Here is a 25,517-nt window from a genome sequence, read left to right as displayed (position 1 = left end):
CGAACGGAGCGACTGGGCCATGGGTGACTTCGACGGGAGCACGGCGGAGCTGCCGGCCGGAAGGGCGGGCACGCCCGCACCACGCCGGATCGACGCCCACCACCACCTGTGGGACCTCTCCGCACGCCCGCAGGGCTGGCTCGACGCGCCGGAGGTCGCGCGGATCCGCCGCGACTTCGGGCTCGCGGACCTCGCGGAGGTGACCGGACCGGCCGGGGTGGACGCCACCGTGCTGGTCCAGGTGCTAGCCGACACCGGCGAGACGGCCGAGTTCCTCGCACTGGCAGCGGAGTCCGGGCTCGTCGCCGGTGTCGTCGGCTGGGTCGACCTCACCGCGCCCGACGTCGCCGAGCAGCTCGACCGGCTGCGGTCGGGACCGGGTGGCGACCGGCTGGTGGGCGTGCGGCACCTCGTGCAGTCCGAACCCGACCCGGACTGGCTCCTGCGGCCGGAGGTGCTGACCGGGCTGCGGGCGGTGCGCGACGCCGGGCTGGCCTACGACCTGCTGACCCGCCCGCACCAGCTGCCCGCGGCGCTGGTGGCCGTGAGATCGGTGCCGGACATGGTGTTCGTGGTGGACCACCTGTCCAAACCGGACATCGCGCGCCGGGCGTACCAGCCGTGGGCGACCCACCTGTCGGCGCTGGCGGCCGAGCCGAACGTGACCGCCAAGGTGTCCGGGCTCGTGACGGAGGCCGGTCCTGACTGGACGGTCGAGGACCTGCGGCCGTGCGTCGACCTGGTGCTGGAGGTGTTCGGGCCGGACCGGCTGATGGTCGGCTCCGACTGGCCGGTGTGCCTGCTCGCCGCCGAGTACGGGGAGGTGCTGTCCGCCGCCGACGCGCTGCTGTGCGGGCTGTCCGCTGCCGAGCGCGCTGACGTCCTCGCCGGCACGGCCACCCGCGTCTACCGGCTGGGGGAGCGGTGATGGACGTCGTGCGGCTGGCCTACGGGGAGACCGGACTGGACCTGCGCGTCGACCCGGCGGTGACCACCGTCGTGACCCCGCGGCACCACCCGGTGCCGGAGCCGGCGGAGCAGGTGCTGCGGCGGGCGTTGCGCTCGCCGGTCGCGGGGCCGCCGTTGCGCGAGCGGGTGCGGCGCGGCCAGACCGTGGCGATCTCCGCCTGCGACGGCACCCGCCCGCAGCCACGACACCTGATGATCCCTGCGGTGCTGGCGGAGCTCGACGGGCTGGTCGACCTCGACGACGTCGTGGTGCTGGTCGCGACCGGCACCCACCGCGGCAACACGGACGCGGAGCTGCGGGCGATGTTCGGCGACGAGGTGGTCGACTCGGTGCGGATCGTCAACCACGACGCCCGCGACCGGACCGGCCTGACGTGGCTGGGGAAGCTCGCCGCGGACGTCCCGGTGTGGCTCAACAGCGAGTGGGTGGCCGCGGACGTGCGCATCACCACCGGGTTCGTCGAACCGCACTTCTTCGCCGGGTTCTCCGGCGGGCCCAAGCTCGTCGCACCCGGTCTCGCCGCGCTGGAGACGGTGCTGGTGCTGCACGACGCGCGCCGGATCGGCCACCCGCGGGCGACGTGGGGCGTCATCGAGGGCAACCCGGTGCACGACGACGTGCGCGCCATCGCGGCCGCGACCGGGGTGACGTTCGGGTTCGACGTGGTGCTGAACCAGGACAAGGAGGTCGTCGCCGCGTTCGGCGGGGACCTGCCGGAGATGCACGCGGCGGCCGTGCGCACCGCCCGCGAGGTCGCGATGCGGCCGGTGCCGCGGCCGTTCGACGTGGTGGTGACGACGAACTCCGGCTTCCCGCTCGACCAGAACCTCTACCAGGCGGTGAAGGGCATGTCGGCGGCCTACCAGGTGGTGCGGCCGGGCGGCACGATCGTGTGCGCAGCCGAGTGCCGCGACGGGTTCCCCGACCACGGCTCGTACCGCGAGGTGCTGGCCTCGGCCGGTTCGCCGGCGGAGCTGTTCGCGGAGATCTCCGCGCGCGAGGTCACCGTGCCCGACCAGTGGCAGGTGCAGATCCAGGCCCGCATCCAGGCCGACTGCCGGGTCGTCGTGCACACCTCGCACCTGACCGACGCGGAGCTGGCCACCGCGCACCTGGAGCAGACCGCGGACATCTCCGCGACGGTCGCGGAGGCGCTGGCGTCCGCCGGTCCCGGTGCCCGCCTGTGCGTGCTGCCGGAGGGTCCGCAGACCATCCCGTACGTGACGGGGGAGGGGCGATGAGCGGCACGGTGCTGGTCTGCCTCGACAAGTTCCGCGGCAGCCTGACCGCCGAGCAGGCCTGCGCCGCGGTCGTCTCGGGCGTCGTCGGCGCGGGCGGCACGGCGGTGGCGATGCCGGTGGCGGACGGCGGCGAGGGCACGCTCGCCGCACTGGCGCGGGCCGGGTACCGCGAGGTGCACGCCGACGTCACCGGTCCCACCGGACGGCCGGTGCGGGCGGCGTTCGCGGTGCGCGGCACGCGTGCGGTGGTCGAGCTGGCGCTCGCGAGCGGCCTGGGCGTGCTGCCGGACGGGGTGGCGGCGCCGCTGGTGGCCGACACCCACGGCACCGGCGAGCTCATCCGCGCGGCGCTCGACCACGGGTGCCTGGACATCGTGCTGGCGGTGGGCGGCAGCGCCACCACCGACGGGGGAGCGGGTCTGCTGCGCGCCCTCGGTGCCCGCATCACGGACGCGCGCGGCGTGCCGGTCGGTCCCGGCGGTGCGGCGTTGACCGGGGTCGCGCACGTGGACCTGTCCGGCCTGGACTTCCGGCTGCGGCTGGCGCGCGTGACGCTGGTGTCCGATGTGGACAACCCGCTGACCGGCCCGTCCGGTGCCGCCGCGGTGTTCGGCCCGCAGAAGGGCGCCTCACCGCGTGACGTCGAGGTGCTGGAGCGGGGCCTGGAGCGGTTCGCGGCCGTCGTGGAGCGCGAGGTCGGCCGCGACCTGAGCGGTGCGCCGGGCGCGGGCGCGGCGGGTGGCACGGGGTTCGCCGTGCTGGCCGCCCTCGGTGCGCGGCGCAGCTCCGGCGCGGACTTCGTGCTGGGCGAGATCGGCCTGGAGGACGCGCTGCGCACGGCGGCGCTCGTCGTGGTCGGCGAGGGCCGGTTCGACGAGCAGAGCCTGCGCGGCAAGGCACCCGTCGGCGTGGCGGAGGCGGCCAGGCGCCACGGCGTGCCGGTCGTCGTGGTCGCCGGTGACGTCCGGCTCTCCGCGGACCAGCTGCGCGCGGCCGGGGTGAGCGCGGCGTGGTCGTTGCTCGACCGCGCGGGCGACGTCGCGACGGCGATGGCGCGGGCACCGGAGCTGCTGGCGCAGGTCGGCCGCGAGCTGCCGTCCGTCGTGGCCAGGGGAGGAGCCGCATGACCAGTCCCTCCGACGGCGTCTGCAAGTACCCCCAACTCAAGATCAACGAGCACTTTTCCGCTACCGACAGCGAGGCCGTGGACCTCGGCTTCGCCAGGGTCGACGTCGGCCGCGAGGCCCGCCAGGGGGTGCCGGAGGTCGTCTACGGCACCGGCAAGACCGCGGCCCAGGTCGTGGCGATCGTCCGGACCCTGCTGCGGCACAACGACGGCCCGGTGCTCGTCACCCGCGTGACCCCCGACACCGCCGGCGTCGTGCTGGACGCCGTTCCGGACGGCACCTACGACAGCGATGCCCGCCTGCTCACGTGGCGCCCGGCCCGGCCCACCGCGTTCACCGTCGTGGTCGCCGCCGCCGGCACCGCCGACCTGCCCGTGGCCCGCGAGGCCGCCGCGATCGCCGCTGCCGTCGGCTTGGACGTCACCTCGGTGACCGACGTCGGCGTGGCCGGCCTGCACCGCCTGCTGGCCGAACAGCACCGGCTGCGCGCCGCCGACACCGTGATCGTCGTGGCGGGCATGGAGGGTGCGCTGGCGAGCGCGATCGGTGGCCTGGTCGCCTGCCCGGTGGTCGCGGTGCCCACCTCCACCGGCTACGGCGCCGGTCTGGAGGGCATCACCGCGCTGCTGGCGATGCACGCCTCCTGCGCGGCCGGCATCACCGTGGTGAACATCGACTCCGGCTTCGGCGCCGCGATGGCCGCCTTCCGCCTGTCCGCGGTCCTGCGCAGGAGCACGCCGTGAACCGCATCTGCGTGATCACGCCGTTCACCGGCCTGGCCGGCGACATGCTGCTCGCGGCCCTCGTCGACGCGGGCGCACCACTCGACGTCATCCGCGCCGCCGTGGCCGAGACGGGCCTGACCGGGTGGGACCTGACCGTTCCCGCCGCGTCCACGCACGGCCTGGCCGTGCGCCGCGCCGTGGTGTCGGTGACGGACGGTGCGGCGAGCCGCAAGGCCGGCGAGCTGATCGCCATGGCCCGCCGGGTGTCGCCGGCGCCGGTCGCGGCACTGGCGGTCGCCGCGGTGCAGGCCATCGCCGAGGTCGAGGGGCGGCTGCACGGCGAGGACCCCGCCGAGGTGCACCTGCACGAGCTGGGCGGCCACGACACCCTCGTGGACGTCGTGGGTGTGGCCGCCGCCCTGCACGCCCTGGGGGTCAGCACCGTCCACTGTGAACCGTTGCCGCTCGGTGCCGGTTCGGTCCGGACGGCCCACGGCGTCCTGCCGTGCCCGGCACCGGCGACCGCGGCGTTGCTGGAGGGGGCGGTGGTGACCGGTACGGCTTTGACCGGCGAGACCGTGACGCCGACCGCGGCGGCACTGCTGCGGGCGATGGCGGCGGACTACGGGGTCGCGCCCGCGATGCGGTTGGTGGCCACGGGGTACGGGGCGGGAACCCGGGTGTTGCCGGACCGGCCGAACGTCGCCGTCGTGCGGCTCGGCGAGCCGGTGGGGAGCTCCGCCGACCTCGTCGTGCTGGAGACGAACCTCGACGACGTCACCGGCGAGGTCCTCGGCCACGTCGTCGGCCTCCTGATCGACCGCGGCGCCCTCGACAGCTGGACCACCCCCGCGGTGATGAAGAAGGGCCGCCCCGCCCACGTGCTGCACGCCCTCGCCACCCCGGCCACCGCCGACGAGCTCGAACGGCTGATGCTCGCCGAAACCGGCACCCTCGGCGTCCGCCGCACCGCGGTCCGCCGCACCGCCGCCGCCCGCACCACCGACGTGGTCCACGTGCACGGCATGCCGGTGCGCCGCAAGCACGGCCCGCACCACGGCAAACCCGAGTACGACGACGCCGCCGCCGTGGCCCGGCAGACGGGACTGCCGCTGCGCACGGTGCTCGCCCTGGCCGCGGAACAGCCGAGGGAGCGCTGATGGCCGCCACCTGCGTCGCCACCACCCCACCCGCGCACCAGCCGAAGGAGTGCTGATGCACCCCGCCACCACCGCCACCCGCCTGGTCACGCACCTCGCCGACCTCGGCCCGGTCGCCGTCGCCTTTTCCGGCGGTGTGGACTCCGCCCTGGTCCTGGCCGCGGCCGTGCGCGCGAGTGGCCCGGACGCGGTGCTCGCGGTCACCGGCGACTCCGCCAGCCTCGCCGCGGCCGAACGAACGGCAGCGGCCGCGTTCGCCCAAAGCCTCGGCGTCCGCCACCTCACCCCCGGCACCACCGAGCTCGACCACCCCGGCTACGCCGCCAACGGGCGCGACCGCTGCTACTTCTGCAAGTCCACGGTCCTCACCGCGATCACCGAGGTCGCCCGCGAGCACGGCTTCACCGCCGTCGCGACCGGCACCAACGCCGACGACGCGCGCGACCGGTTCCGGCCCGGCATCCGGGCGGGGGACGAGATCGGCGTGCACACCCCGTTGCGGGAGCTGCGGATGACCAAGGCCGACGTGCGCGCGGTCAGCCTGCACTGGGGGCTGGGCACGTGGGACAAGCCGGCGCAGCCGTGCCTGGCGAGCCGGGTGCGGTACGGGCTCGCGATCACGCCCGCGCGGCTGGCCAGGGTGGAACGGGCCGAGGTGGCGGTGCGCGCCTGGCTCGCCGGTGCCGGTACGCCGTCGCGGGACCTGCGGGTGCGCGACCTCGGTGGGGTCGGGCGGGTCGAGCTCGATCCGACGCTGGTCGAGCTGCCGCAGGTCAGGGTGGGGGTGGCCGAGGTGGTGAAGGACGCGGGGTTCGACGGTGCCGAGGTCGCGGAGTTCCGGTCGGGGGTGCTCAACCTCGAGTGAGCAGCCGGTCGACCAGGTCGTGCCAGCCCGCCTCCACCCGCTCCACCGCCGTGCCGTGCACGCGGACCAGGTGGTCGACCAGCACCAGGTCCACGGAGGCCAGCAGCGTGTGGGCGAGCAGTTCGGCGTCGGCCTCCGGGAGCAACGTGCGCACCAGCGCCACGACGTGGGCGTGCCGCAGCCGCTTGGCCGGAACCGCGTACCGGCGGCCAGCGGTGGGTTCCGCGGCCAGGTAGAGGTCGAGGTGGGTGCGTTCGTGGCGGAGCAGGGCCGGGCCGAACGCGTGCAACCGGTCGGCTGCGGGCGCGCCGGAGCCCAGTGGTGGCCGGCCGGTCAGGAACTCCTCCTGGAACTGCCGCTCCGCGTGGTCGAGCAGGGCCAGCAGCAGGCCACCGCGGTCGCCGAAGCGCCGTGACACCGTGCCCTTGCCGACGCCGGCCGCCGCCGCGACCGCCTCCATCGTGAGCGTCGCCGCGCCGCGTTCGGCCGCCAGCCGCGCCGCCGCCTCCAGCAGCCGCGCCTGGTTGCGCACCGCGTCCGCACGCAGGGGTTTTCCCGCCCCGACGAGGGGCAGGGGTGTGCTGTCGATCACCTCCGCAGCCTAACCCGGAAGATAACCGGGACGCGTCCCGTTTAATCGGGTGACCCTGTACGACCTGCACCCCCAGGAGCTCTTGATGGCCGTTCGCATCCTCACCCTCGTCGGCAGCCTCCGCGCCGGATCGCACAACCGCAGGCTCGCCGAGGCCGCCGTGCAGATCGCGCCGGAGCACGTCGAGGTCGAGCTGTTCAACGGGCTGGACGCGGTGCCGTTCTACAACGAGGACATCGACGTCGAGGGCACCGTGCCCGCGCAGGCCGCGAAGCTGCGCCAGGCCGCGCAGGACGCCGACGCCCTGCTGCTGGTCTCGCCCGAGTACAACGGCACGATCCCCGCGGTGCTGAAGAACGCCATCGACTGGCTGTCCCGCCCCTACGGCGCGGGCGCGCTGGCCGGCAAGCCGGTCGCCGTCGTCGGCACCGCGTTCGGCCAGTACGGCGGCGTGTGGGCGCAGGACGAGGCCCGCAAGGCCGTCCGGATCGCCGGCGCCGAGGTCGCCGAGGACCTGACGCTGTCCATCCCGGGCTCCGTGGTCCGCTTCGCCGAGCTGCACCCGGTCGACGACCCCGAGGTCACCGAGAAGCTCGGCGCGGTCATCGAGGGTCTGGCCGCCCGCACCGGCGTCACCGTCTGACGAACCCACCTCGGCCGCGGTACCCCTCACGAGGTACCGCGGCCGAGTCGTGTCACGCGCAGGCGGACCGGTTGAGCGCGACCGCCGCGGGCGCGCTCGCCGTGCCGTTGGCGGTGAAACCGAGCGACACGGCCGCTCCCGCCGCCAGCGACGGGCTGTGCGCCGGCGCCGTCACGGTGACCGTGGTGCCGCTCTGGCTGAAGGTGCCGTTCCAGCCGTTCACGATCGTGGTCCCCGCGGGCAACGAGAACGTGACCGTCCACGGGTTCGCGGCGCTCGAAGCCGTGTTGGTCACGGTCAACGCGCCCTGGAACCCGCCCTGCCACGAGTTGTCGAGCTTCCACGCGCTCCGGCAGCCGCCCGTGCCGCCACCGGTGGTGGTCGTCGTGGTGGTCGTGACCGGCCCGCCGGCCGGTGGGACCAGGTACGGCTGCAGGATGCTCTGCTTCGCCTGGTTGACCGTGGTCCAGTCGTCGCCGACGATGCCGCCCGTGTCACCGCTGTTCGGGTTCCACGACCAGTACGTGAACGACATGCCGGTGACGCCGGTCCCGGTGTGGGCCATGAGGTGCTCCAGCCACACCTTGTCGACCGGGTTGGCGAGCGTGGTGCCGAACTCGCCCATCATGATCGGCGCGATGTCCTGCTTGTACAGGTAACCCCAGTACCTGTCCCAGATCGCCGGCATGTTCGCCGGGTAGTCCGGAGCGCTGAACCAGGGCTGGTCGTAGACCGAGGTGGCGTACTCGTGCGGGGAGTAGACGAGCCGGCCGGGAACGGACAGCCGCACCGGGAACTGGCCCGCCCTCGACAGGTTCCCGCCCCACCAGCCGCAGTCCTCGTCGTTGGTCGGGTCGCCGTCCCACACGTTCGACAGCCCGCCGCTCGGGCAGCTCACGCCCTCGACGAAGATCAGCCAGTTCGGCTGCACGGCGAGGATCGCGTTGCCCGCGCGTTCCGCGGCCAGCCGCCAGTCGCGGGCGGTGTCACCACAGCCCCAGCACGCGCCGGTCGCCGCCGGGTTCGTGCCCTCGGCGTGCGGCTCGTTGTGCAGGTCCGCGCCGATGACCGTGGTGTTGCCCGCATAGCGCTGGGCGAGCATCTTCCAGTCGTTGATCCAGGTGCTCTCCGGGACGCCCGCCGTGTACCAGAGGGCGGTCTGCCCCGCGCTCGTCGGCCGGTGCCGGTCGAGGATGACGCGCATCCCCTTCTGCCCCACGTGGTCGATGACCTTGTCGAGGATCTGCAGCGGGGACAGGCCGATGAGGTCGGGGTTGGTGTAGTCGTTGATGCCGGTCGCCTTGGCGTCGGCCTTCAGCGCGTCGTTGGAGAACGGGATCCGCAGCGTGTTGTAGCCCAGCTGCGCCATCTGGTCGAGCTGCTGGCGCCACGTCCGGCTGGCCCACAGGCCGTGGAAGGTCTTGTTGTCGGTCTCCATCCCGAACCAGTTGATGCCGGTCAGCCGGACCGTCGCACCCGTGCTGTCGAGGATCTTGCTGCCGCTGGTGTGCAGGTAACCCGTGCCCGTGCCGCCCGCCGCCGCGGCCGTGACCTGTCCGGCGGCGCCGGCGGCGACCACCCCGCTCACGGCCACCGCGGCGGCGAGCACCGCGCCGGCGATCCTGTTGTGCCGCTTCATCCGTTCTCCTCCGAGCAACCGCGCGTGGCTCATGCCGCGGTGCGGCAGAGCGTTCCGTTGAGGGTGAAGGCCGTCGGCAGGACGTTCGGGCCGGTGTAGGCGCCCACGAAGCCCGTCGAGACGGTCGCTCCCGGTTCGATCCGGGAGGTGCCGGTGACCGTGACCGCGGTCCCGGTCTGGTTCCACGTCGCGTTCCAGCTCGACAACACCTGCTGCAACGCCGTGGGCCAGCGGAACGTCAGCGTCCAGTCGGCCACCGGTGCCGTGCCGTCGTTGGTGATGTCGACGGAACCGACGAACCCGCTGCTCCAGTCCGTCACGTTGCCCATCCGCACCGAGCAGGTGCTCGTGGCCGGGCTGCCGGTGGTGATCGTGAGCGGGGGAGAGGACCACGACAACCGCCCGGCCCCGTCGCGCGCCAGCACGTTCACCGCGTAGCGGCTGCCGGGGTCGAGGTTCCGCACGGTCAGCTCGGTTCCGGTCGTCTCGCCCCACTGCTCGCTGGTCGTGCCGAGCTGGCGGTGGACCTCGTACTTCACGCCACCGGGCACCGCGGGCCAGCTGATCGTGGCGGTCCGGTCGGTGACCGCGCTCGCCACCGGCTGTCCCGGTGCCGGCGGCAGCGCGCTCGCCGCCGCCGGCTTCAGGACGAGGGTCGTGAGCGAGAACGGCGGCAGCGTCCGGCTGGTCGCGGTGCCGTCGGCGGTGGTCACGACACCGTTGGCGCCGTTGGTGAACGTGTGCACGGTGGGCGTGCTCGCGGACGGCGTGTACCCGGCGTAGTCGATCGCGACCGTGCGCGCGTTGTCCGGGTCGGAGTTGAGCAGCAACACGGCGAGGTCGCCGTTGGGCCTGCGGACCGCGTGCGCCCGGACCGACGGGTCACCGGAGCCGGCGCGGACGAGCTGGTCGCCGGGCCGTGCGAACAACCCGAGCACCTTGAGCGCGTGGTAGGGCGCGAACGGCGTGTTGAGCGGTGGTTCGCAGGCGCCACCGGGCAGGCAGGTGCCGCTGGAGAGCAGGCCGAAGTCGTGGAAGTCGGGTTGACCGGCCACAGTGGACGCCGTCTCCGCCCCGTTGTGGGTGTTCCACCAGTCGACGGTGAAGACACCGTTCTCCAGCAACGAGGTGTAGGCCTCCGCGGCGAACAGCGCGCCCGGCTGGGTGTTGCGGCCGTAGGTGGTGTTGAGCTCGGTCATGGCGATGCCCAGCCGGTCCGGGTCCGGTCCCGCGTACCTGGTGATCTGCTGGCGCAGCAGGTAGGTCATGTCGGCGATCTGGTCGGTGCTCGCGAGGGTCTGCGCGGCCGTCGACCCGCTCGGGTACCAGTGCACGACCACGAAGTCCACGTGCGGTCCCGCGATCGAGAGCACCGTCTGGTTCCAGCTCGCCGCGTCCCCGGTGCCGACGATGCCGTCCGGCCAGTTCGCGGGCGTGGTCAGCACGGCACCGACCTTGACCGTGGGGTCGACCGCTTTCATGGCCTGCGCGAACGCGACCGTCTCCCGCGCGTACCCGGCCGGGCTCTTGTCGGGGTGGTCGTCGGCCTCCCACGCGGAGCCGTAGTGCCCGTTGCCGTAGAGCTCGTTGCCGATCTCCCAGTACTTCACGCCGTAGCCCTTGGTGACGTTGGCGTAGCGCACCCAGTCCGCGGCCTCCTGCGGAGAACCGGTGCCGTAGTTGGCGATGACGATCGGCTGCGCCCCCGCGCGGCGGACACCGGCCATGAACGTGTCGAAGTCGGTGTTCGGCGCGACGTACCCGCCGGGCGCCGTGTGGCTCTCCCAGTGGTAGATGTCGCCGTAGGAACCGCCGGGATAGCGCATCATCCGCACGCCCGCGTCGCCGAGCAGGCCGGACACCTCGGGAGTGCCGAGCTGGCTGTCCCAGATGGCGTGGTTCACGCCGAGCGCGGTCTCGGGAACGGTGGCGAGACCGGCCTTGGCGTTCACGACGACCGTCGCGTCCGCGGGTGGGCCGGTCGGCGGTGGCGCCGCGGTGGCCACCGCGGGCAGGCAGGCCGCGACGAGCGCGGAAACCAGGAGGAGCCGGCGTCTTGCCATGCGCATCACGTCCTCGGCGACGGATCTGGGAGCGCTCCCAGGTTCGTTGTCCGAACGGCCGGGGACAAGACGGCGTTCGGAGTCTTCGCCGGAGGGCTACCGCCGCTCAGTCCACATTCGACGGTCGATTCGACTCGAAGGCGGCCCGAGCGGTCCCAGGTCGCGAATCCCGCTCACCGCACGTCACTGCTCCGGTTCCGACGCGTCCCGGCCCGGCCGGTTCTCCTGCTACCAGGCCATGATTCACCGCCGGCCCTCGTCGGTGACGTGGTGGCCGAGGTGGTCGCCCACCGGTGCCCGGAGCAGCTCTGCGGAGTCGTCCCCCGAGCCGTTCGCCATCCGGGCGGATCAGGCGCTCGACCTGCGCACGAGCGAGGTGGGCAGCAACATCGAGAGGGGGAGCTTCTCCTCGCCCGCCAGTTCGGCGAGCAGCCGCCAGGTCATGGTGCGGCCGAACTGCTCCAGGTCCTGGCGCACGGTGGTGAGCGGCGGCACCGCGGTCGAGGCGAGTACCGAGTCGTCGAACCCGACCACCGCCACGTCGGTGGGGATGCGGTAGCCGCGGGCCTGGAGGACGCGCAGGGCACCCAGCGCCATGATGTCCGCCGCCACGAACACCGCGTCGAGGTCGGGTGCCCTGCGCAGCAGCTCCTCCATCGCCAGTGCACCGGCCTCCGGCGTGAAGTCGCTGTGCACCACCAGCGAGACGGCCATGCCGTGTTCGGCGAGCCCGCACCGCCACCCGCTGAGCCGGTCCATGCCGACCGCCATGTCGCGCGGGCCGGCGATCGTGGCGATCTTCTCGCGGCCCAGCGAGACGAGGAACCGCACGGCCTCCAGCGAGCCGTTGAAGTTGTCCGAGTCGACGAACGGGACGGTGCCGCCCGCGAGGGGGCGGCCGCCCACCACGATGGGCAGCCCCGCCTCGTGCAACGTCCGCGGCAACGGGTCCTCGCCGTGCAGGCTCACGACGAGCGCCCCGTCCACGTGCCCACCGGTGAGGTAGGCCACCTGGTCCTGGCCGTCCAGCGGCTGGTTCATCATCAGCAGCAGCTGGACGTGCCGTCCCGCGAGCTCGGCGTGCACCCCGCGCAGCACGCCGGCGAAGAACGGGTCCGCGAGGACCCGGCTGCCCTGCTCGGAGATCACCAGCGCGATCGCGTTGGCCTTCGAGCCCGCCAGCGTGCGCGCGGCGTGGTTGGGGCTGTAACCGAGCAGGGCGATCGCGCGGTGCACGGACTGGCGCGATCGCTCGCTCACGTACTTCTCGCCGTTGATGACCCGCGAGACGGTGGACTTCGACACCCCGGCCACGCGCGCCACTTCCTCGATGCGCGGGCCGGGGCGACGGGTCCGTTCGGTCATGAGACGGCGACCAGCGCGTTGTCGCGGGCCACTCGGGAGAACCACCTCGCACTCATCTTCGGCGTGCGGATCTGCGTCGCGTAGTCGACGTGGACGATGCCGAACCGCTTCGCGTACCCCTCTGCCCACTCGAAGTTGTCCAGCAGCGACCAGCAGAAGTAGCCGCGCAGGTCGACCCCCGCCTCGATGGCCGCGTGCGCCGCGCGCAGGTGCGACGCGATGAACCCGGTGCGGTCGACGTCGTCGATGGCGCCGTTGCCGGAGAAGTCGTCGCGGAACGCCGCACCGTTCTCGGTGATGTAGAGCGGCAGGCGCGGGTAGTCGTGGTGCAGCCGCAGCAGGACGGCGGTGAGACCGTCCGGGTGCACCTCCCAGTCCATGTCGGTGCGCGGGGCGTCCCGGCGGGGGAACGACGCGTGCTGCACGCCGACCCACGGCGACGGCGCGCTGTCACTGCCGTTCGGCGACGCGCTGACGTAGTGCTCGGAGTAGTAGTTCACGCCGAGCATGGCCATCGGTGCCGAGATCACGGCGAGGTCGCCGTCGCGCACGTGGTCGCTGAACCCGAACGGTTCGAGGTCCGCGACGATGTCGGCCGGGTACTCGCCGCGCAGCAACGGGTCCAGGAAGATCCGCTGCTGCAGCCCGTCGAGCCGGCGCGCGACGTCGAGGTCGGCCGGGTCGCTCGGGTCGACGGGGATGATCGGGTACATGTTGAGCGTGATGCCCACCTTGGCGTCCGGCACCGCGGTGCGGATCGCCTCGGCCGCGAGCCCGTGGCCGAGCAGCAGGTGGTGCACCGCGGCGACCGCGGCCTTCGGGTCGGTGATGCCGGGGGCGTGGACACCCGAGGCGTACCCGAGGAAGGCCGAGCACCAGGGCTCGTTCAGCGTCGTCCAGGTGCCGACCCGGTCACCGAGCGCCTCCACGGTGGCGGCGGCGTAGTCGGCGAACCGGTACGCGGTGTCGCGGTTGGTCCAGCCGCCCGCGTCCTCCAGCGTCTGCGGCAGGTCCCAGTGGTACAGCGTCGGCCACGGGGTGATGTCGTGCGCGAGCAGCGTGTCCACGAGCCGCTGGTAGAAGTCGAGGCCCTTCTGGTTCACGTCGCCGCCGTCCGGCCGCACCCGCGGCCAGGCGATCGAGAACCGGTAGGCCTTCAGGCCGAGCTCGGCCATCATGGCCACGTCCTGCTCGAACCGCCGGTAGTGATCGGCAGCGGGTTCACCGCAGTCGCCGCCGACGACCTTGCCGGGTACCCGGCAGAAGGTGTCCCAGATGGAGTCGGTGCGGCCGTCGACGGCCGTGGCACCCTCCACCTGGAACGCCGCGGTCGCAGCGCCCCACAGAAAACCCTGCGGGAAAACAATGTTCTCCATTTTCACCCCTTGACGGCGCCCTGCATCACACCGGCGACGATCTGCCGCCCGAGCACGAGGAAGACGATGAGCACCGGAACCGTCGCGAGCGTGGTCCCGGCGAGGACGAGCGAGTAGTCGACGTAGTAGCCGCTCTGCAGCTTCTCCAGTGCGACCTGGAGCGTCGGGTTGTCGGCGTTGAGCACGACGAGCGGCCAGAGGAAGTCGTTCCACGACTGCATGAACGTGAACACGCCCAGCATCGCGGCGGCCGGCCGGGCCGCGGGCAGTGCGACGTGCCAGAACGTGCGCCACAGGCTGCAGCCGTCCATCCGCGCCGCCTCGACGAGCTCGTCGGGGATGGCGTCGAGGAGGAACTGCCGCATCCAGAACACGCCGAACGCGGTGACCAGGTTAGGCACGATCACGGCCTCCAGCTCACCGGCCCAGCCGAACTCGGCCATCGCCATGTAGAGCGGGATGATGCCGAGCTGGGTCGGCACTGCCAACGTTGCCACCACGAACAGGAACAGCACGCCCCGGCCGGGGAACCGCAGCTTGGCGAACGCGAAACCGGCGAGCGTCGACAGCAGCACCACCGACAGCGTCACGGTCCCGGACACGATGAAGCTGTTGGCCAGCGCCTTCCAGAACGGGACCGTGTCGAACACCCGCACGGCGTTGGACCAGAAGTTCCCGCCGGGCACCAGCGTGAAGTCACCGGTCAGCACCGAGTTGTCGCGGCTCGCGACGAGGAACGACCAGTAGAACGGGAACGCGGAGCCGAGCACGAACGCGGCGAGGATGCCGTAGATCGCGAAGGACGGTCGCTTCGTCATTTGACGGCCCTCCTGGTGAGGAAGAAGTTGAGGACCGCGACACCGATCACGACCAGGAACAGCACCCACGCGATGGCGGAGGCGTAGCCGAGGTCGAGCCCCTGGAAGGCCGACTGGTAGAGGTAGAGCACGACGGTCTGGTACTGGTGCTCCGAACCGCCGCCGCTGCCGCCGGAGGGCTCGAACAGCTTCGGCTCGGTGAAGATCTGCAGCCCACCGATCGTCGAGGTGACGATCACGAAGATCAGCGTGGGCTTCAGCATCGGGAGCGTGATGCTGAAGAACCGCCGCAACGCGCTCGCGCCGTCCACCAGTGCCGCCTCGTACACGTCGCGCGGGATCGCCTGCATCGCGGCGAGGATGATCAGCGCGTTGTAGCCGGTCCACCGCCAGTTGACCATCGAGGCGATCGCGACGTGGCTGCCGAAGGTGCTGGCCTGCCAGTCGATCGGGCTGATGCCCAGCAGGCCGAGCACGTCGTTCACCAGGCCGTACTGCGGGCCGAACAGGTTGCCGAAGATGATCGTCAGCGCCACGAGGCTCGCCACGTAGGGCAGCAGCACGCCCATCCGCCAGCCGGTGCGGGCGCGCAGGTTGGCGTTGAGCAGCGCGGCGATCACCACCGCGACGACGATCTGCGGGACGCTCGAGAGCAGGAAGATGCTGAACGTGTTGAACAGCGCGTTCCAGAACTGGTCGTCCTCGAACAGCGTCCGGTAGTTCTCCAGGCCGATGAACAGCGGCTCGTCGGCGCCCACCTCCCAGTCGAACAGGGAGACGTAGGCGGTGTAGAGCAGCGGGAACAGCCCGATGGCGCCGAAGAGCACGAAGAACGGTGCTACGAACAGGTAGGGCGAGACCTTGGCGTCCAGGTTGGACAGCCGGTACCGCCGCGGAGGCCGCGGGCCAGCCTCCTGCGCTGGCCCGCGGTCCACCTCGGAGAGAGTGGCGGTCACTACTTGGCCGCCTTCTGAGCGCCTTCGACGGCGGCCTTCCAGGCCTCCTCGGCGTTCTTGCCCTGCTCGACCGACTGCAGCGCCGGGCTGAACACGGTCTCCTGGATCTGACCGTCGGCCGGGCCCTTGTACTGCGCGGCCTTGATCTTCTTGGCCTGGGTCGCGAACAGCGCGCCGGCCTTCACGTCACCGAAGTAGGCGTTGGTCTGCTCCAGCAGCTCCGGCGCGTCGAGCGCCTTGACCTGGCTGGGGAAGGTGCCCTTGGCCTTGAACGCCTTGATCTGCTGCTCCGGCGCGGTCAGCCACGCGGCGAGCTCGGCGGCCTTCTTGGCGTTCTTGCTCTGCTTCGGCACGGTCAGGTACGAACCGCCCCAGTTGCCGCCACCGTTCGGGAACGCGTCGGTGACCGCCCACTTGCCCTTGTTCTCCGGACCGGCCTGGGTCTCGACGACGCCGAGCATCCACGACGGGCAGGTCTTGGTGGCGAACTTGCCGAGCTTGAAGCCGGTGTTCCACTCGGGGCTGAACGCCCCGAGCCGCGCCGACTGCCCCTTCGCGACGGCAGCGGTCACCGTCGTCCAGTCCTTCTTGATGTCGGCGTTGGTGTCCACGACGAGCTTGTCGGACTTGTCGTAGTAGCCGGTCTCGAGCTGGTTGTGCATGGCGTTGTAGACCTGGGCCGCGCTGTCGAACCACGCGACGCCCGGGACCTTCGCGATGAAGGTGTCACCGGCGGCGAAGTAGCTGTCCCACGTGGCGAAGAGCGCCTTGACGCCCTCGGGGTCGGACGGCAGACCGGCCTGCTCGAACAGGTCCTTGCGGTAGCACATGGCCAGCGGACCGATGTCGGTCCCGTAGCCCATGAGCTTGCCGTCCTTGGTGGTGATCGCCTCGGTCTTCCACTTCAGCCAGCGGTCGTCCTCGATCTTCGGGCCGATCTCCTTGAGATCGTTGAACTGCCCGGCCTTCGACATGAACTGGCTCAGGTAGCCCTCTTCGACGCCCTCGATGTCCGCGAGGCCAGACCCGGCACCCAGCTTGGTGAACAGGTTCTGGTGGTGCGGCTGACCCTGACCGGTCTTGCGCTGCGTGATCTTGACGTCCGGGTGGGCTGCTTCGTACTCCTTGAACAGCTCCTCGTACCCGAACTCGTTGAACGTGGCGATCGTCAGCTCGGTCTTGCCGTCTGCGGACTGAGTGGCGCCGCCGGAACCGCAGGCGGTTGTGGCGGCGGCGGACACGGCGGCACAGATCAGCACGCTGACCCAACGGTGTCGCACGGGAGAACTCCTCTGGTCTCGGCGGGCGGATTCTGGGAGCGCTCCCAGGTGCCGAGGAGTGTCGTACTGGTGTCGAGAGTGTGTCAAGACACACTCCGGCCCGGATCAGGCAGTTCCGGCCCTGTGGAGGGGGATGACCTCGGGGTTCGGGGCGCAGGTCACAATCGGGAAAACTGGGAGCGTTCCCGGAAAGATGTCGTTTGGGTTAACGCTCCGTGCGGGTACAGGTACGGACCGCTTCAACCGGCCCGCGACCGGTTGGCGCAGCAGGGGTTGCGGCGGGTGGTGCAGGCGGCGTGGGCCGGGGTGGAGCGGGGTCGCTCGAATGCGCGGCGTGCCGTCCGGTCCGCGAACGTCCGGTGCGCGCTCACGGCTCGGACCGCGCCGCCGCTCGCGTCAGGCGCTCACGGCTCAGGCCGCGCCGCTGTTCGCGTGAGGCGCTCGCGCCGGCCGCGATTCCTCAGCCGCCCCTGCGGCCCGTCGGCCTACGCGCTCGCCCGCCGCACCAGCGACGTCGGCAGCAACAGCGACGGCGGCAACCCCGCCTCCCCAGCCAGCTCCCCGAGCAACCGCCACGTCAGCGTCCGTCCCAGCTGCTCCACGTCCTGCCGCACCGTCGTGAGCGGCGGGGTGGCCGTGGACGCCAGCAGCGAGTCGTCGAACCCCACCACGGCCACGTCCTGCGGCACCCGGCGGCCACGCGCGTGCAGCACCCGCAACGCGCCCACCGCGATGATGTCCGCCGCCACGAACACCGCGTCGAGGTCCGGTGCGCGGTCGAGCAGGTCGGCCATGGCGGTCGCGCCGCTCTCCGGCGTGAAGTCCGCCTCCGCCACCAGGTCCGCGGGCAGCCGCGCCTCGCCCAGGCCGCGGCGCCACCCGCTCAGGCGGTCCTGGCCGGCCGCCATGTCGCGGGGGCCGGTGACCGTCGCGATGCGGCCGCGCCCGAGCGACACCAGGTGGCGGGCGGCCTCCAGGCCACCGGTGAAGTTGTCCGAGTCGACGAACGGGACGCCCGCCGAGCCGAGGGGGCGGCCACCGACGACCACGGGCAGGCCCAGCTCGTGCAGGCGGTGGGGGAGCGGGTCGTCGCCGTGCAGGCTCACCAGCAGCGCGCCGTCGACGTGGCCGCCCGCGAGGTAGGTGACGAGGTCGTCGTGGTCCTGCGGGCGGCTCAGCATCAGCAACAGCTGGACGTGGCGGCCGGCGAGCTCGGCGTGCACCCCGCGCAGCACGCCCGCGAAGAACGGGTCGCCGAGCACGCGGCTGCCCTGTTCGGAGACGATCAGCGCGATGGCGTTGGCCCGGTTGCCCGCGAGGGTCCGCGCCGCCTGGTTCGGGCTGTAGCGCAGGCGGGTGATCGCGTCGTGCACGGCGTCGCGGGACTTCGCCGACACGTACGGCTCGTCGTTGATCACGCGGGAGACCGTCGACTTGGACACCCCTGCCAGTCGCGCGACCTCCTCGATGCGCGGGCCCGGTCGGCGCTGCCGGTCGATCTCCGTCATGCGCTCATCGTAGGAGTGGGCACGTGCCAGTTCGAAAACGGGCGAAACACCCGTGGGAGCGCGTCCCCGGCACGACGTTGTGCCGGGGACGCGGCGGGAGCCGGCCGGAGGCCGGGGTTGGGATCGGCGCGGAACGCCTGGGCGCGCAGAACGCCCCGCACCGAAGCTCGGTCAGGGTTCGGCACCCCACGACAGCGCGCCGCCCGAGTAGCCGGTGACCCGGTCGAAGTCCGACAGCGCGCTGCTGACCCGGTAGCTGTGGTCGTCGCTCTGGTCGAAACCGGACCAGTCGGACTTCGCCACCCGCACCTGGATCTCACCGGTGCCCGCACCGGCGGCGAGGCTCCCGGACGCGAACGACACCTCGACGTAGGCGTCCGCACCCGGCCGGGCCGTCGCCAGCTTCACCACGCGCAGCGTGACGTTGGCGCACCCGATCTGCGCCCAGTCGCACCACACCTGGTAGCCGGCTGCCGCCGAGTCGCCCGTGAACCAGTACCGCGCGGTCGTCGTGCCCAGGCCCACGGCGGTCGTGCCGCGGTTCGTCAGCTGCAGCGCGGCGGTGATCTGGTTGGACCGGGCGGCGCTCGAACCCTTGTGCTGCACGGTCAGCGTGCTGCGAACACCGGGCAACGTCCTGGTGCTCACCGGCGTGCTCGCCGCGGAGACGTTGCCCGCCGCGTCCCTGGCCCGCACCGCGAACGAGTACGCCGTGTCCGGCGTGAGGCCGGTGAGCAGCAGGCTCGTCGTGCTGCTCGACCCCACGACCGTGGTGCCGTCGAGCACCTCGTAGCCGGTGACGCCGACGTTGTCAGTCGAGGCGGTCCAGCTCAGCGTCACGCTGGAGCTGCCGGCACCGGACGCGGTCAGTCCACCCGGGACGGATGGCGCCTCGCTGTCCTCGACACCGCCGCCGCCGGGCTCCTGGCCCCACACGATCCGGCCGTCCTGGCGCAGCACGAGCCGGTCGGTCTGCGCGACCGTGTTGCCGCTGCCGAGGCCGACGTGGGACCAGTCGTTCGCCGGGTCCCACGTGCCGGCGCTGGTGATCCGGAACTGGACCTCCTTGCGGAACGCGGACTGCCCGGCCGGTGCCACACCGGTGCACGCGATCTCCACGTAGTACACCGCGCCCCGGTACTGCGCGGGCGGGCTCGCGGCACCGCACTGGTTGTAGTTCGTGGTGACGCTGATCTGGCTCGGCGTCGTGGCGCCGTCGAGCGTGAAGTAGTAGCGCAGCGAGCCGTTGAACGTCCTGGCCGGCCACGCGGTCTTGTTCAGGATGAACGCCTTGACCTCGGTGAACTGGGTCGCGGCCTGGTTCACCGACGCCTGCACGGTCAGCTCGGGACCGTCGGGCGTCTCGGTCACCGGGAAGTTCGCCAGCGGGGTGCCGCCGTACTCCTGGTACAGCCGGGCCAGCGCCCCGGTGAAGCCCGCGTTGTAGTCGAGCGCGACCTCGTTCATCACGTAGTCGCTGCGGCTGTCGGTGTAGGCGTCGTTGTTCGTGCTGGGCCCGCCGACCAGCGCGCCGTAGAGCACGTGCCGGCTGACGGCCGGCTCCTGGATGGTGTCGGCCCACGACCCGTGCGCGGTGCGGTGGTGCGGGTTGCGCGGCGGATTGGTGCCGAAGCCGACGACGTAGCTCGCGTTGCGCGGGTTGTCGCCCAAGGCGTAGTTCACCTGCCGCACGCCGAAGTCGTGGTAGGTCTTGGCGCGCGTGCTGTCGCGAGTGGACAGCCAGTCCGAGTAGACCAGGGCGGCGAACGCCGTGTTGGCGGCGTAGCGCAGCGAACCCCAGCTGTCGAGCACCGCCTGGCCGCCGGGGGAGTAGCGCACCCGGTTGCCGTTGTAGCCGGTGGTCCAGAAGTCCAGCCACCGGTTGGCGTCGGTGACGTAGACCTGCTCGCCGGTCAGCTTCGCCATCAGCACGTACGCGCCGTAGGACTTGTCGTCCCACGCGATCGTCCACTTGTAGGAGCGCTCGGTGCTCTGCTGCTCCGTGCTGAGCTTCAGGTACTCGGTCTTCGCCTTGGCCAGGTAGCTCGCGTCACCGGTCGCGCGGTGCAGCCAGATCGCACCCCACACCAGCTCGTCCTGGTAGCCGCTCCACGAGTTGTAGAAGCTCGCCGCGTCGGTGATGCAGGAGCTGTACTTGCCGCGGTAGGTGTCGGCGAACGAGTACAGCTGCTTGGCGTGCGTCAGCAGGGTCGCCGCGTAGGCCGGGTCGGTGTCCTTGAAGACCATCGACGCCGACGCCGTGGCCGCCGCGTACTCGCCGGCCAGGTCGGAGCCGGGGCAGGAGGCGTCGACCTTGTAGGAGGGCCGTGCCATCGTCATGACCTCGGCCGAGCCCCACCACGCGTGGTCGGGGTTGCCCGCGCCGACCTGGCCGTAGACGACGTTGGGCGACGGGTGCGCCTTGATGATCCAGTCGGTGCCCCAGCGGAGGTTCGACATCAGGTGCTGCAGCTGGCCGGAGCTCGCGTAGGCGGCGCGGTTCTCCACGGCGCCCCAGGCGAGCATCGACATGCTGAACGCGAACGGCAGCCCGAACTTCACGTGGTCGCCCGCGTCGTAGAAGCCACCGGACAGGTCGAGGCCCACGTCGGAGCCGTCGCGCAGCGCCGAGTCCGCGCGCCAGCTCACCCGGTTGTCCTGCGGCAGCTTGCCCGACCGCTGGGCGTCGTAGAACCAGACCGACTTCTGCAGCGCCTCGGCGTAGTTGAACGCGGGGGCGGCCGTCGCGCCCGGCACCAGCGGACCGGTCAGCGCCACGAGCAGGGCGACGAGCGCGGCTGTCGCAGCTCTCGACATGCGACCGTGCATGTGAGCCTCCGTTGGCAGGGGGAGAGATTCTGGGAGCGCTCCCAGGTCCGGGACTGTAACGGTCACGAAACCGCTCCGACAGACCTCCGGTGCTGATTTCTTCACACATTCGGCCGTTTGCCGCAACTTTCGCTTAACGCCCGCGTGCTCATTTCGATCATGATTGCTAAGGCCGTCCCTGGAATGGCTCAGTGGCAACAAAAATCCGGTGACCAAGCGTGACCGGAACTCGTCGCCGCAGCTCCGCCGCTGCTCGCATCGCGTGAACGAACGGCATTTCGCCGATCACGCGAAGTGCAATGTGAGGTTCGCTTTCGTATCGACCACAGTTCGACAGGTCTTCCCGACCGGCGGTTGGCGTGGTTACAGTCCGGCCACCGACTGGGAGCGCTCCCAGTCCGTGATCCAGGGGTCGAACAGGGCGCGGATCGCCACGGTGCGGCGTCGTGGCGGGCTGCGACGGCCCCTTTCGAGCACTCCCTCCGAGCGTGCGGTTCGGAGGGGGTGCTCCTGGACCGCGCCGCCGAGCCCGGGAGGTGTGCCATGAGCGGATTCCGCGATCGGCTGCAGGCGATCCGCCGTGGAGGTGCGGCGCTGGCGGCGGCACTCGTGGCGGTGGCCGGCACGGCGGGGCTGGCGGCGGTCACCCCCGCGGCGGCGGCACCCGGCTGCAAGGTCGACTACACCGTCCCCAGCCAGTGGTCCGGCGGCTTCACCGCGAACGTGGCGATCACGAACGTCGGCGACCGGGTCGACGGCTGGCGGCTGACCTGGACGTGGCCGTCCGGGCAGCAGGTGCGCCAGGCCTGGAACGCGACCGTCACCTCGACGGGCAGCCAGGTCACGGCCGTGAACGCGGGCTACAACGCGGTGATCGAGCCGAACGCCAAGGTGTCCTTCGGGTTCAACGCCAGCTCGTCCGGGGCGAACACCCCGCCCGCGTCGTTCGCGCTCAACGGCGTCACCTGCACCGGTGCCCCCGTCACCACGACGACCACGACCACGACGACGACCACCGGGAACCCCGTGCCCGGCGACGCGATGGCCCAGGTGGCCGCGATGCAGCCGGGCTGGAACCTCGGCAACACGCTCGACTCGACCGGCGCCGACGAGACGTCGTGGGGCAACCCGCGGGTCACGGAGGCGTTGCTGGACAACGTGAAGGCGCAGGGCTTCAAGAGCATCCGCATCCCGGTGACGTGGGGCCAGCACCTGGGCGCCGCGCCGGGGTACACCATCGAGGCCGCGTACCTGGCCCGCGTCAAGGAGGTCGTCGGCTGGGCGCTGGCCGACGGCTTCCACGTGCTGATCAACATCCACCACGACTCGTGGCAGTGGATCAACACCATGCCCGCGGACCGCACCGGGGTGCTGGCGAAGTACAACGCGATCTGGACGCAGCTCGCGACCGCGTTCAGGGACTCCCCGGCGCGGCTGGTGTTCGAGAGCGTGAACGAGCCGCAGTTCACCGGCAGCTCCGGTGACGCGCAGAACGCCCAGCTGCTGCACGAGCTGAACGCCTCGTTCCGCGACATCGTCCGGCGCTCCGGCGGCGGCAACACCGCCCGCCTGCTCGTCCTGCCCACCCTGCACACCTCGTCCGAGCAGGCCCGGCTCGACGAGCTGACCGCGTCGCTGACGACCTTCAACGACCCCAACATCGCCGCGACCGTGCACTACTACGGCTACTGGCCGTTCAGCGTGAACGTCGCCGGCGGCACGCACTTCGACGCCACCGCCCAGAAAGACCTGACGGACTCGTTCGACCGCGTCCACAGCACGTTCATCGCACGCGGCATCCCGGTGATCCTCGGCGAGTACGGCCTGCTCGGCTTCGACCGCCACATCGGCACGATCGAACAGGGCGAGAAGCTCAAGTTCTTCGAGTACTTCGGCCACTACGCCCGTGCCAAGAAGATCACCACCATGCTCTGGGACAACGGCCAGCACCTCGGCCGCACGTCGTTCCAGTGGAGCGACCCCGAGCTGGTCGCGCAGATCAAGTCGAGCTGGACCACGCGGTCCGGCACGGCCTCCACGGACCAGGTGTTCAGCGCGAAGTCGAGTGCGATCAGCGCCAAGACGATCACGCTGAACCTCAACGGGACCACGTTCAGCGGCCTGCGCCAGGGCACCACCGAGCTGGTGCGCGGCACCGACTACACCGTCTCCGGCGACCAGCTCACCCTGACCGCGTCCGCGCTGACCCGGCTGAGCGGCTCCCGCGCCTACGGCACCAACGCGACGATCACCGCGCACTTCTCCCAGGGCGTGCCGTGGCGGATCAACCTGATCACCTACGACCCGCCGGTGCTGCGGAACGCGACCGGCACGACCGCCGCGTTCGCCGTCCCGACCGCGTTCCGCGGCGACCTGCTCGCCACCATGGAGGCCAAGTACGACGACGGCTCGAACGCGGGCCCGCACAACTGGACCTCCTTCAAGGAGTTCGACCGGACGTTCGCGCCGGACTACACCGCGGGCACCACCACGTTCACGCCGGAGTTCTTCGCCGAGGTCACCGACAACCGCCGCGTCACGCTGACGTTCCACTACTGGAGCGGCGCGAAGGTGACCTACTACGTGACGAAGTCCGGCAGCGCGGTCATCGGCACTGCCGCGTGACCCCGGCCGCCCGGGCCGCGCGGCGCGACAACGCGGCGAACGCGTCGCGCAGCTCGGGCGGGCCGACCACCTCGACCTCGGTGTCGAACCGCAGCAGCCGCGCGGCGAGGGCGGCCCACGACCAGGACCCGGTGACCAGCCGGGTCCGCCCGTCGCCGAGTTCCTCCGCGGTGTCGTCCCCGGCGAACGGCGCGACCTCGGCAACCGGCAGGTCCAGCACGACCTCGCCGCGGCACGGCCAGCCGGGCGCGTCCGACCCCTTGAACCGCGCCGACAGGAACGCGCCGAGGTCACCGCCGGGCACCTCCCGCGGTGTGAACCGCGGCCCGTTCGGCACCCGCAGCACCATCCGGTCGGCCCGGTAGGTCCGCCAGTCCTCCCGCTCCGCGCTCCACCCGACGACGTACCACCGCCCCGCCCGGCTCACCAGGTGGTGCGGCTGCACCCGCCGCGGCGGCCCGCCGGCGTCCGGACGGCCCGGTGCGCGGTAGTCGAACCGCAGCTCCTCCCGCGCCCTGATCGCACTGCTCACGGCGAGCAGCACCCCGGTGTCCACCTGCGGTCCGGCGCCGGCCGTCCCGACCTCCAGCACGTCGACCCGCCGCCGCAACCGGGACGGCAGCACCTGCCGCACCGTGACCAGCGCCCGTGCCGCGGCCTCCTCGATGCCCGCACCCGTCCCGACCGCGATCCGCAGCGCCACGGCCAGCGCGACCGCCTGCTCCTCGTCGAACAGCAACGGCGGCACCTCGCTGCCCGCCTCCAGCCGGTACCCGCCGTCGGGTCCCTTGACCGCGTGCACGAGGTACCCCAGCTCCCTCAACCGGTCGACGTCACGCCGCACGGTCCGTTCGCTGACGCCCAACCGGCCGGCGAGCAACCCGCCCGGCCAGTCGCGGCGGACCTGCAGCAGCGACAGCAACGACAGCAGGCGCGCGGACGTCGTCGTCGAGGGGGAAGTCGGCATGAATCCACTCTCGCACAAGTAGCGGACGTTCCCTGTCCGCTACTACCGGCATTGTCGTCCTCAACGCCGGAGACCTCCGGCACGGAACCACTCGCACAGGGGACGTCGATGTCGCTCAACGCAGTCACCCACCTGAACTTCCGCGGCCAGGCGCGGGAGGCCCTGGAGTTCTACGCCTCCGTGTTCGGCGGCAAGGCCACCATCGCCACCTACGGCGACTTCGGCATGCCCGCCGACCTGCCCGGCGCGGACAGGGTGGTGTTCGGCCAGGTGGTCGCGGACAACGGCTTCCGCGTCATGGCCTACGACGTGCCCGGTGCGGACGAGCCGGTGTCCGGCGCGGGCACGACCCGCCGTGAGAACGGCACCACGATCACCACCGAGCCGTTCTTCCTGTCGGTGCGCGGCGAGACCGTCGAGGAGGTTCGCGGCCACTGGGACGCGCTGGCCGACGGCGCCACCGTGGTGGAGGAGTTCGGGCCCGCGCAGTGGGCGCCGGCGTTCGGGATGCTGACCGACCGGTTCGGCGTCACCTGGATCGTGGACGTCGCAGCCACCTACTGACCGCCCCGCATCTGCAAGTACCACCAACCCATGATCAAACCGCCGCTGACCACACCCAACCTGTTCGCCGTCCGTCGAACCACGTGTGCGGGACGGCGAGTTGGTGGTGGAAAAGTGCTGGTTGATGTTGAGTTGGAAGCTTCTATGTCAAGCGGTGGCGGGTAGTTGGGTGTTTGTGCTGCTCATGTCGGTTTTGAGTGCTGT

The 25,517-nt window shown here is 71.7% G+C and carries 20 protein-coding genes; 9 read left to right on the top strand and 11 right to left on the bottom strand.

The annotated features are described in order from the left end of the window. The first annotated feature begins 19 nt into the window (after nucleotides 1-19). Genes ACZ7CD_RS18145 through larE form a run of 6 tightly spaced genes read left to right on the top strand, consistent with a single transcriptional unit; the run spans nucleotide 20 to nucleotide 6,088 of the window. Nucleotides 20-928: an amidohydrolase family protein gene (locus ACZ7CD_RS18145; protein WP_360389272.1), complete on the top strand. Its 909-nt coding sequence runs from the start codon at nucleotides 20-22 to the stop codon at nucleotides 926-928. Then, a complete protein-coding gene (larA, locus tag ACZ7CD_RS18140; protein ID WP_360389269.1) occupies nucleotides 928-2,211 on the top strand; it encodes a nickel-dependent lactate racemase in 1,284 nt (427 codons plus the stop codon). Before ACZ7CD_RS18145 ends, larA begins: the two co-directional genes overlap by 1 nt. Beyond that, entirely contained in the window at nucleotides 2,208-3,338 is a 1,131-nt protein-coding gene (locus ACZ7CD_RS18135) for a glycerate kinase (RefSeq protein ID WP_470379299.1), read from the top strand. The genes larA and ACZ7CD_RS18135 overlap by 4 nt, the downstream gene beginning before the upstream one ends. Next, nucleotides 3,335-4,081: a nickel pincer cofactor biosynthesis protein LarB gene (gene larB / locus ACZ7CD_RS18130; RefSeq protein ID WP_360389264.1), complete on the top strand. Its 747-nt coding sequence runs from the start codon at nucleotides 3,335-3,337 to the stop codon at nucleotides 4,079-4,081. The genes ACZ7CD_RS18135 and larB overlap by 4 nt, the downstream gene beginning before the upstream one ends. Next, nucleotides 4,078-5,223 carry a nickel pincer cofactor biosynthesis protein LarC gene (larC, locus tag ACZ7CD_RS18125; RefSeq protein WP_470379298.1) on the top strand — a complete coding sequence of 382 codons (1,146 nt, stop codon included), beginning with the start codon at nucleotides 4,078-4,080 and terminating at the stop codon, nucleotides 5,221-5,223. Before larB ends, larC begins: the two co-directional genes overlap by 4 nt. A 55-nt stretch (nucleotides 5,224-5,278) precedes the next feature. Further along, nucleotides 5,279-6,088 (top strand): ATP-dependent sacrificial sulfur transferase LarE, encoded by an 810-nt coding sequence (gene larE, locus ACZ7CD_RS18120; protein WP_458431858.1) that lies wholly within the window; start codon nucleotides 5,279-5,281, stop codon nucleotides 6,086-6,088. Here larE and ACZ7CD_RS18115 read toward each other — a convergent pair. Beyond that, the gene (locus tag ACZ7CD_RS18115) at nucleotides 6,075-6,680 is read right to left on the bottom strand and encodes a TetR family transcriptional regulator (RefSeq protein ID WP_470379297.1); all 606 of its coding nucleotides are present in this window, start codon (nucleotides 6,678-6,680) and stop codon (nucleotides 6,075-6,077) included. The genes larE and ACZ7CD_RS18115 overlap by 14 nt on opposite strands. Before the next feature lie 85 nt (nucleotides 6,681-6,765). On the opposite strand from ACZ7CD_RS18115, the gene ACZ7CD_RS18110 reads away from it, so the two are divergent. Beyond that, nucleotides 6,766-7,323: an NADPH-dependent FMN reductase gene (locus tag ACZ7CD_RS18110; RefSeq protein ID WP_360389253.1), complete on the top strand. Its 558-nt coding sequence runs from the start codon at nucleotides 6,766-6,768 to the stop codon at nucleotides 7,321-7,323. Between the two features lie 52 nt (nucleotides 7,324-7,375). Here the strand turns inward: ACZ7CD_RS18110 and ACZ7CD_RS18105 are convergent, their stop codons facing one another. The 9 genes from ACZ7CD_RS18105 to ACZ7CD_RS18065 all read right to left on the bottom strand — a co-directional run bounded on the left by ACZ7CD_RS18105 (nucleotide 7,376) and on the right by ACZ7CD_RS18065 (nucleotide 21,145). Next, nucleotides 7,376-8,962 carry a cellulase family glycosylhydrolase gene (locus ACZ7CD_RS18105; protein ID WP_470379296.1) on the bottom strand — a complete coding sequence of 529 codons (1,587 nt, stop codon included), beginning with the start codon at nucleotides 8,960-8,962 and terminating at the stop codon, nucleotides 7,376-7,378. A gap of 29 nt (nucleotides 8,963-8,991) precedes the next feature. Continuing rightward, a complete protein-coding gene (locus ACZ7CD_RS18100) occupies nucleotides 8,992-11,025 on the bottom strand; it encodes a cellulose binding domain-containing protein (protein WP_470379295.1) in 2,034 nt (677 codons plus the stop codon). A gap of 348 nt (nucleotides 11,026-11,373) precedes the next feature. Beyond that, the gene (locus ACZ7CD_RS18095; RefSeq protein ID WP_360389244.1) at nucleotides 11,374-12,390 is read right to left on the bottom strand and encodes a LacI family DNA-binding transcriptional regulator; all 1,017 of its coding nucleotides are present in this window, start codon (nucleotides 12,388-12,390) and stop codon (nucleotides 11,374-11,376) included. Next, nucleotides 12,387-13,766 carry a GH1 family beta-glucosidase gene (locus ACZ7CD_RS18090; RefSeq protein WP_360389241.1) on the bottom strand — a complete coding sequence of 460 codons (1,380 nt, stop codon included), beginning with the start codon at nucleotides 13,764-13,766 and terminating at the stop codon, nucleotides 12,387-12,389. The genes ACZ7CD_RS18095 and ACZ7CD_RS18090 overlap by 4 nt, the downstream gene beginning before the upstream one ends. Before the next feature lie 2 nt (nucleotides 13,767-13,768). After that, the gene (locus ACZ7CD_RS18085; RefSeq protein ID WP_470379294.1) at nucleotides 13,769-14,584 is read right to left on the bottom strand and encodes a carbohydrate ABC transporter permease; all 816 of its coding nucleotides are present in this window, start codon (nucleotides 14,582-14,584) and stop codon (nucleotides 13,769-13,771) included. After that, complete coding sequence (locus ACZ7CD_RS18080; protein ID WP_360389235.1) at nucleotides 14,581-15,519, bottom strand: carbohydrate ABC transporter permease; 939 nt, start codon at nucleotides 15,517-15,519, stop codon at nucleotides 14,581-14,583. The genes ACZ7CD_RS18085 and ACZ7CD_RS18080 overlap by 4 nt, the downstream gene beginning before the upstream one ends. A gap of 20 nt (nucleotides 15,520-15,539) precedes the next feature. Next, a complete protein-coding gene (locus ACZ7CD_RS18075) occupies nucleotides 15,540-16,820 on the bottom strand; it encodes an ABC transporter substrate-binding protein (RefSeq protein WP_360389232.1) in 1,281 nt (426 codons plus the stop codon). A 485-nt stretch (nucleotides 16,821-17,305) separates the two neighbouring features. Then, the gene (locus ACZ7CD_RS18070; RefSeq protein ID WP_458431861.1) at nucleotides 17,306-18,328 is read right to left on the bottom strand and encodes a LacI family DNA-binding transcriptional regulator; all 1,023 of its coding nucleotides are present in this window, start codon (nucleotides 18,326-18,328) and stop codon (nucleotides 17,306-17,308) included. A gap of 171 nt (nucleotides 18,329-18,499) precedes the next feature. Further along, on the bottom strand, nucleotides 18,500-21,145 hold the full coding sequence (locus tag ACZ7CD_RS18065) for a glycoside hydrolase family 9 protein (protein ID WP_360389226.1): 2,646 nt from the start codon (nucleotides 21,143-21,145) through the stop codon (nucleotides 18,500-18,502). Between the two features lie 555 nt (nucleotides 21,146-21,700). Between ACZ7CD_RS18065 and ACZ7CD_RS18060 the strand changes: the two genes are divergently transcribed. Further along, entirely contained in the window at nucleotides 21,701-23,782 is a 2,082-nt protein-coding gene (locus ACZ7CD_RS18060) for a cellulase family glycosylhydrolase (protein ID WP_470379293.1), read from the top strand. Here the strand turns inward: ACZ7CD_RS18060 and ACZ7CD_RS18055 are convergent. Continuing rightward, nucleotides 23,763-24,749 (bottom strand): helix-turn-helix transcriptional regulator, encoded by a 987-nt coding sequence (locus ACZ7CD_RS18055; protein WP_470379292.1) that lies wholly within the window; start codon nucleotides 24,747-24,749, stop codon nucleotides 23,763-23,765. The genes ACZ7CD_RS18060 and ACZ7CD_RS18055 overlap by 20 nt on opposite strands. A 108-nt stretch (nucleotides 24,750-24,857) precedes the next feature. Between ACZ7CD_RS18055 and ACZ7CD_RS18050 the strand changes: the two genes are divergently transcribed. Then, nucleotides 24,858-25,313, top strand: a complete 456-nt coding sequence (locus ACZ7CD_RS18050; protein WP_360389217.1) for a VOC family protein — start codon at nucleotides 24,858-24,860, stop codon at nucleotides 25,311-25,313. Nucleotides 25,314-25,517 lie beyond the last annotated feature (204 nt).

Source organism: Lentzea sp. NPDC036949, assembly GCF_055608075.1.
The sequence above is the reverse complement of the archived record's forward strand: the minus strand, read 5'-3'. Positions and strand labels throughout refer to the sequence as shown.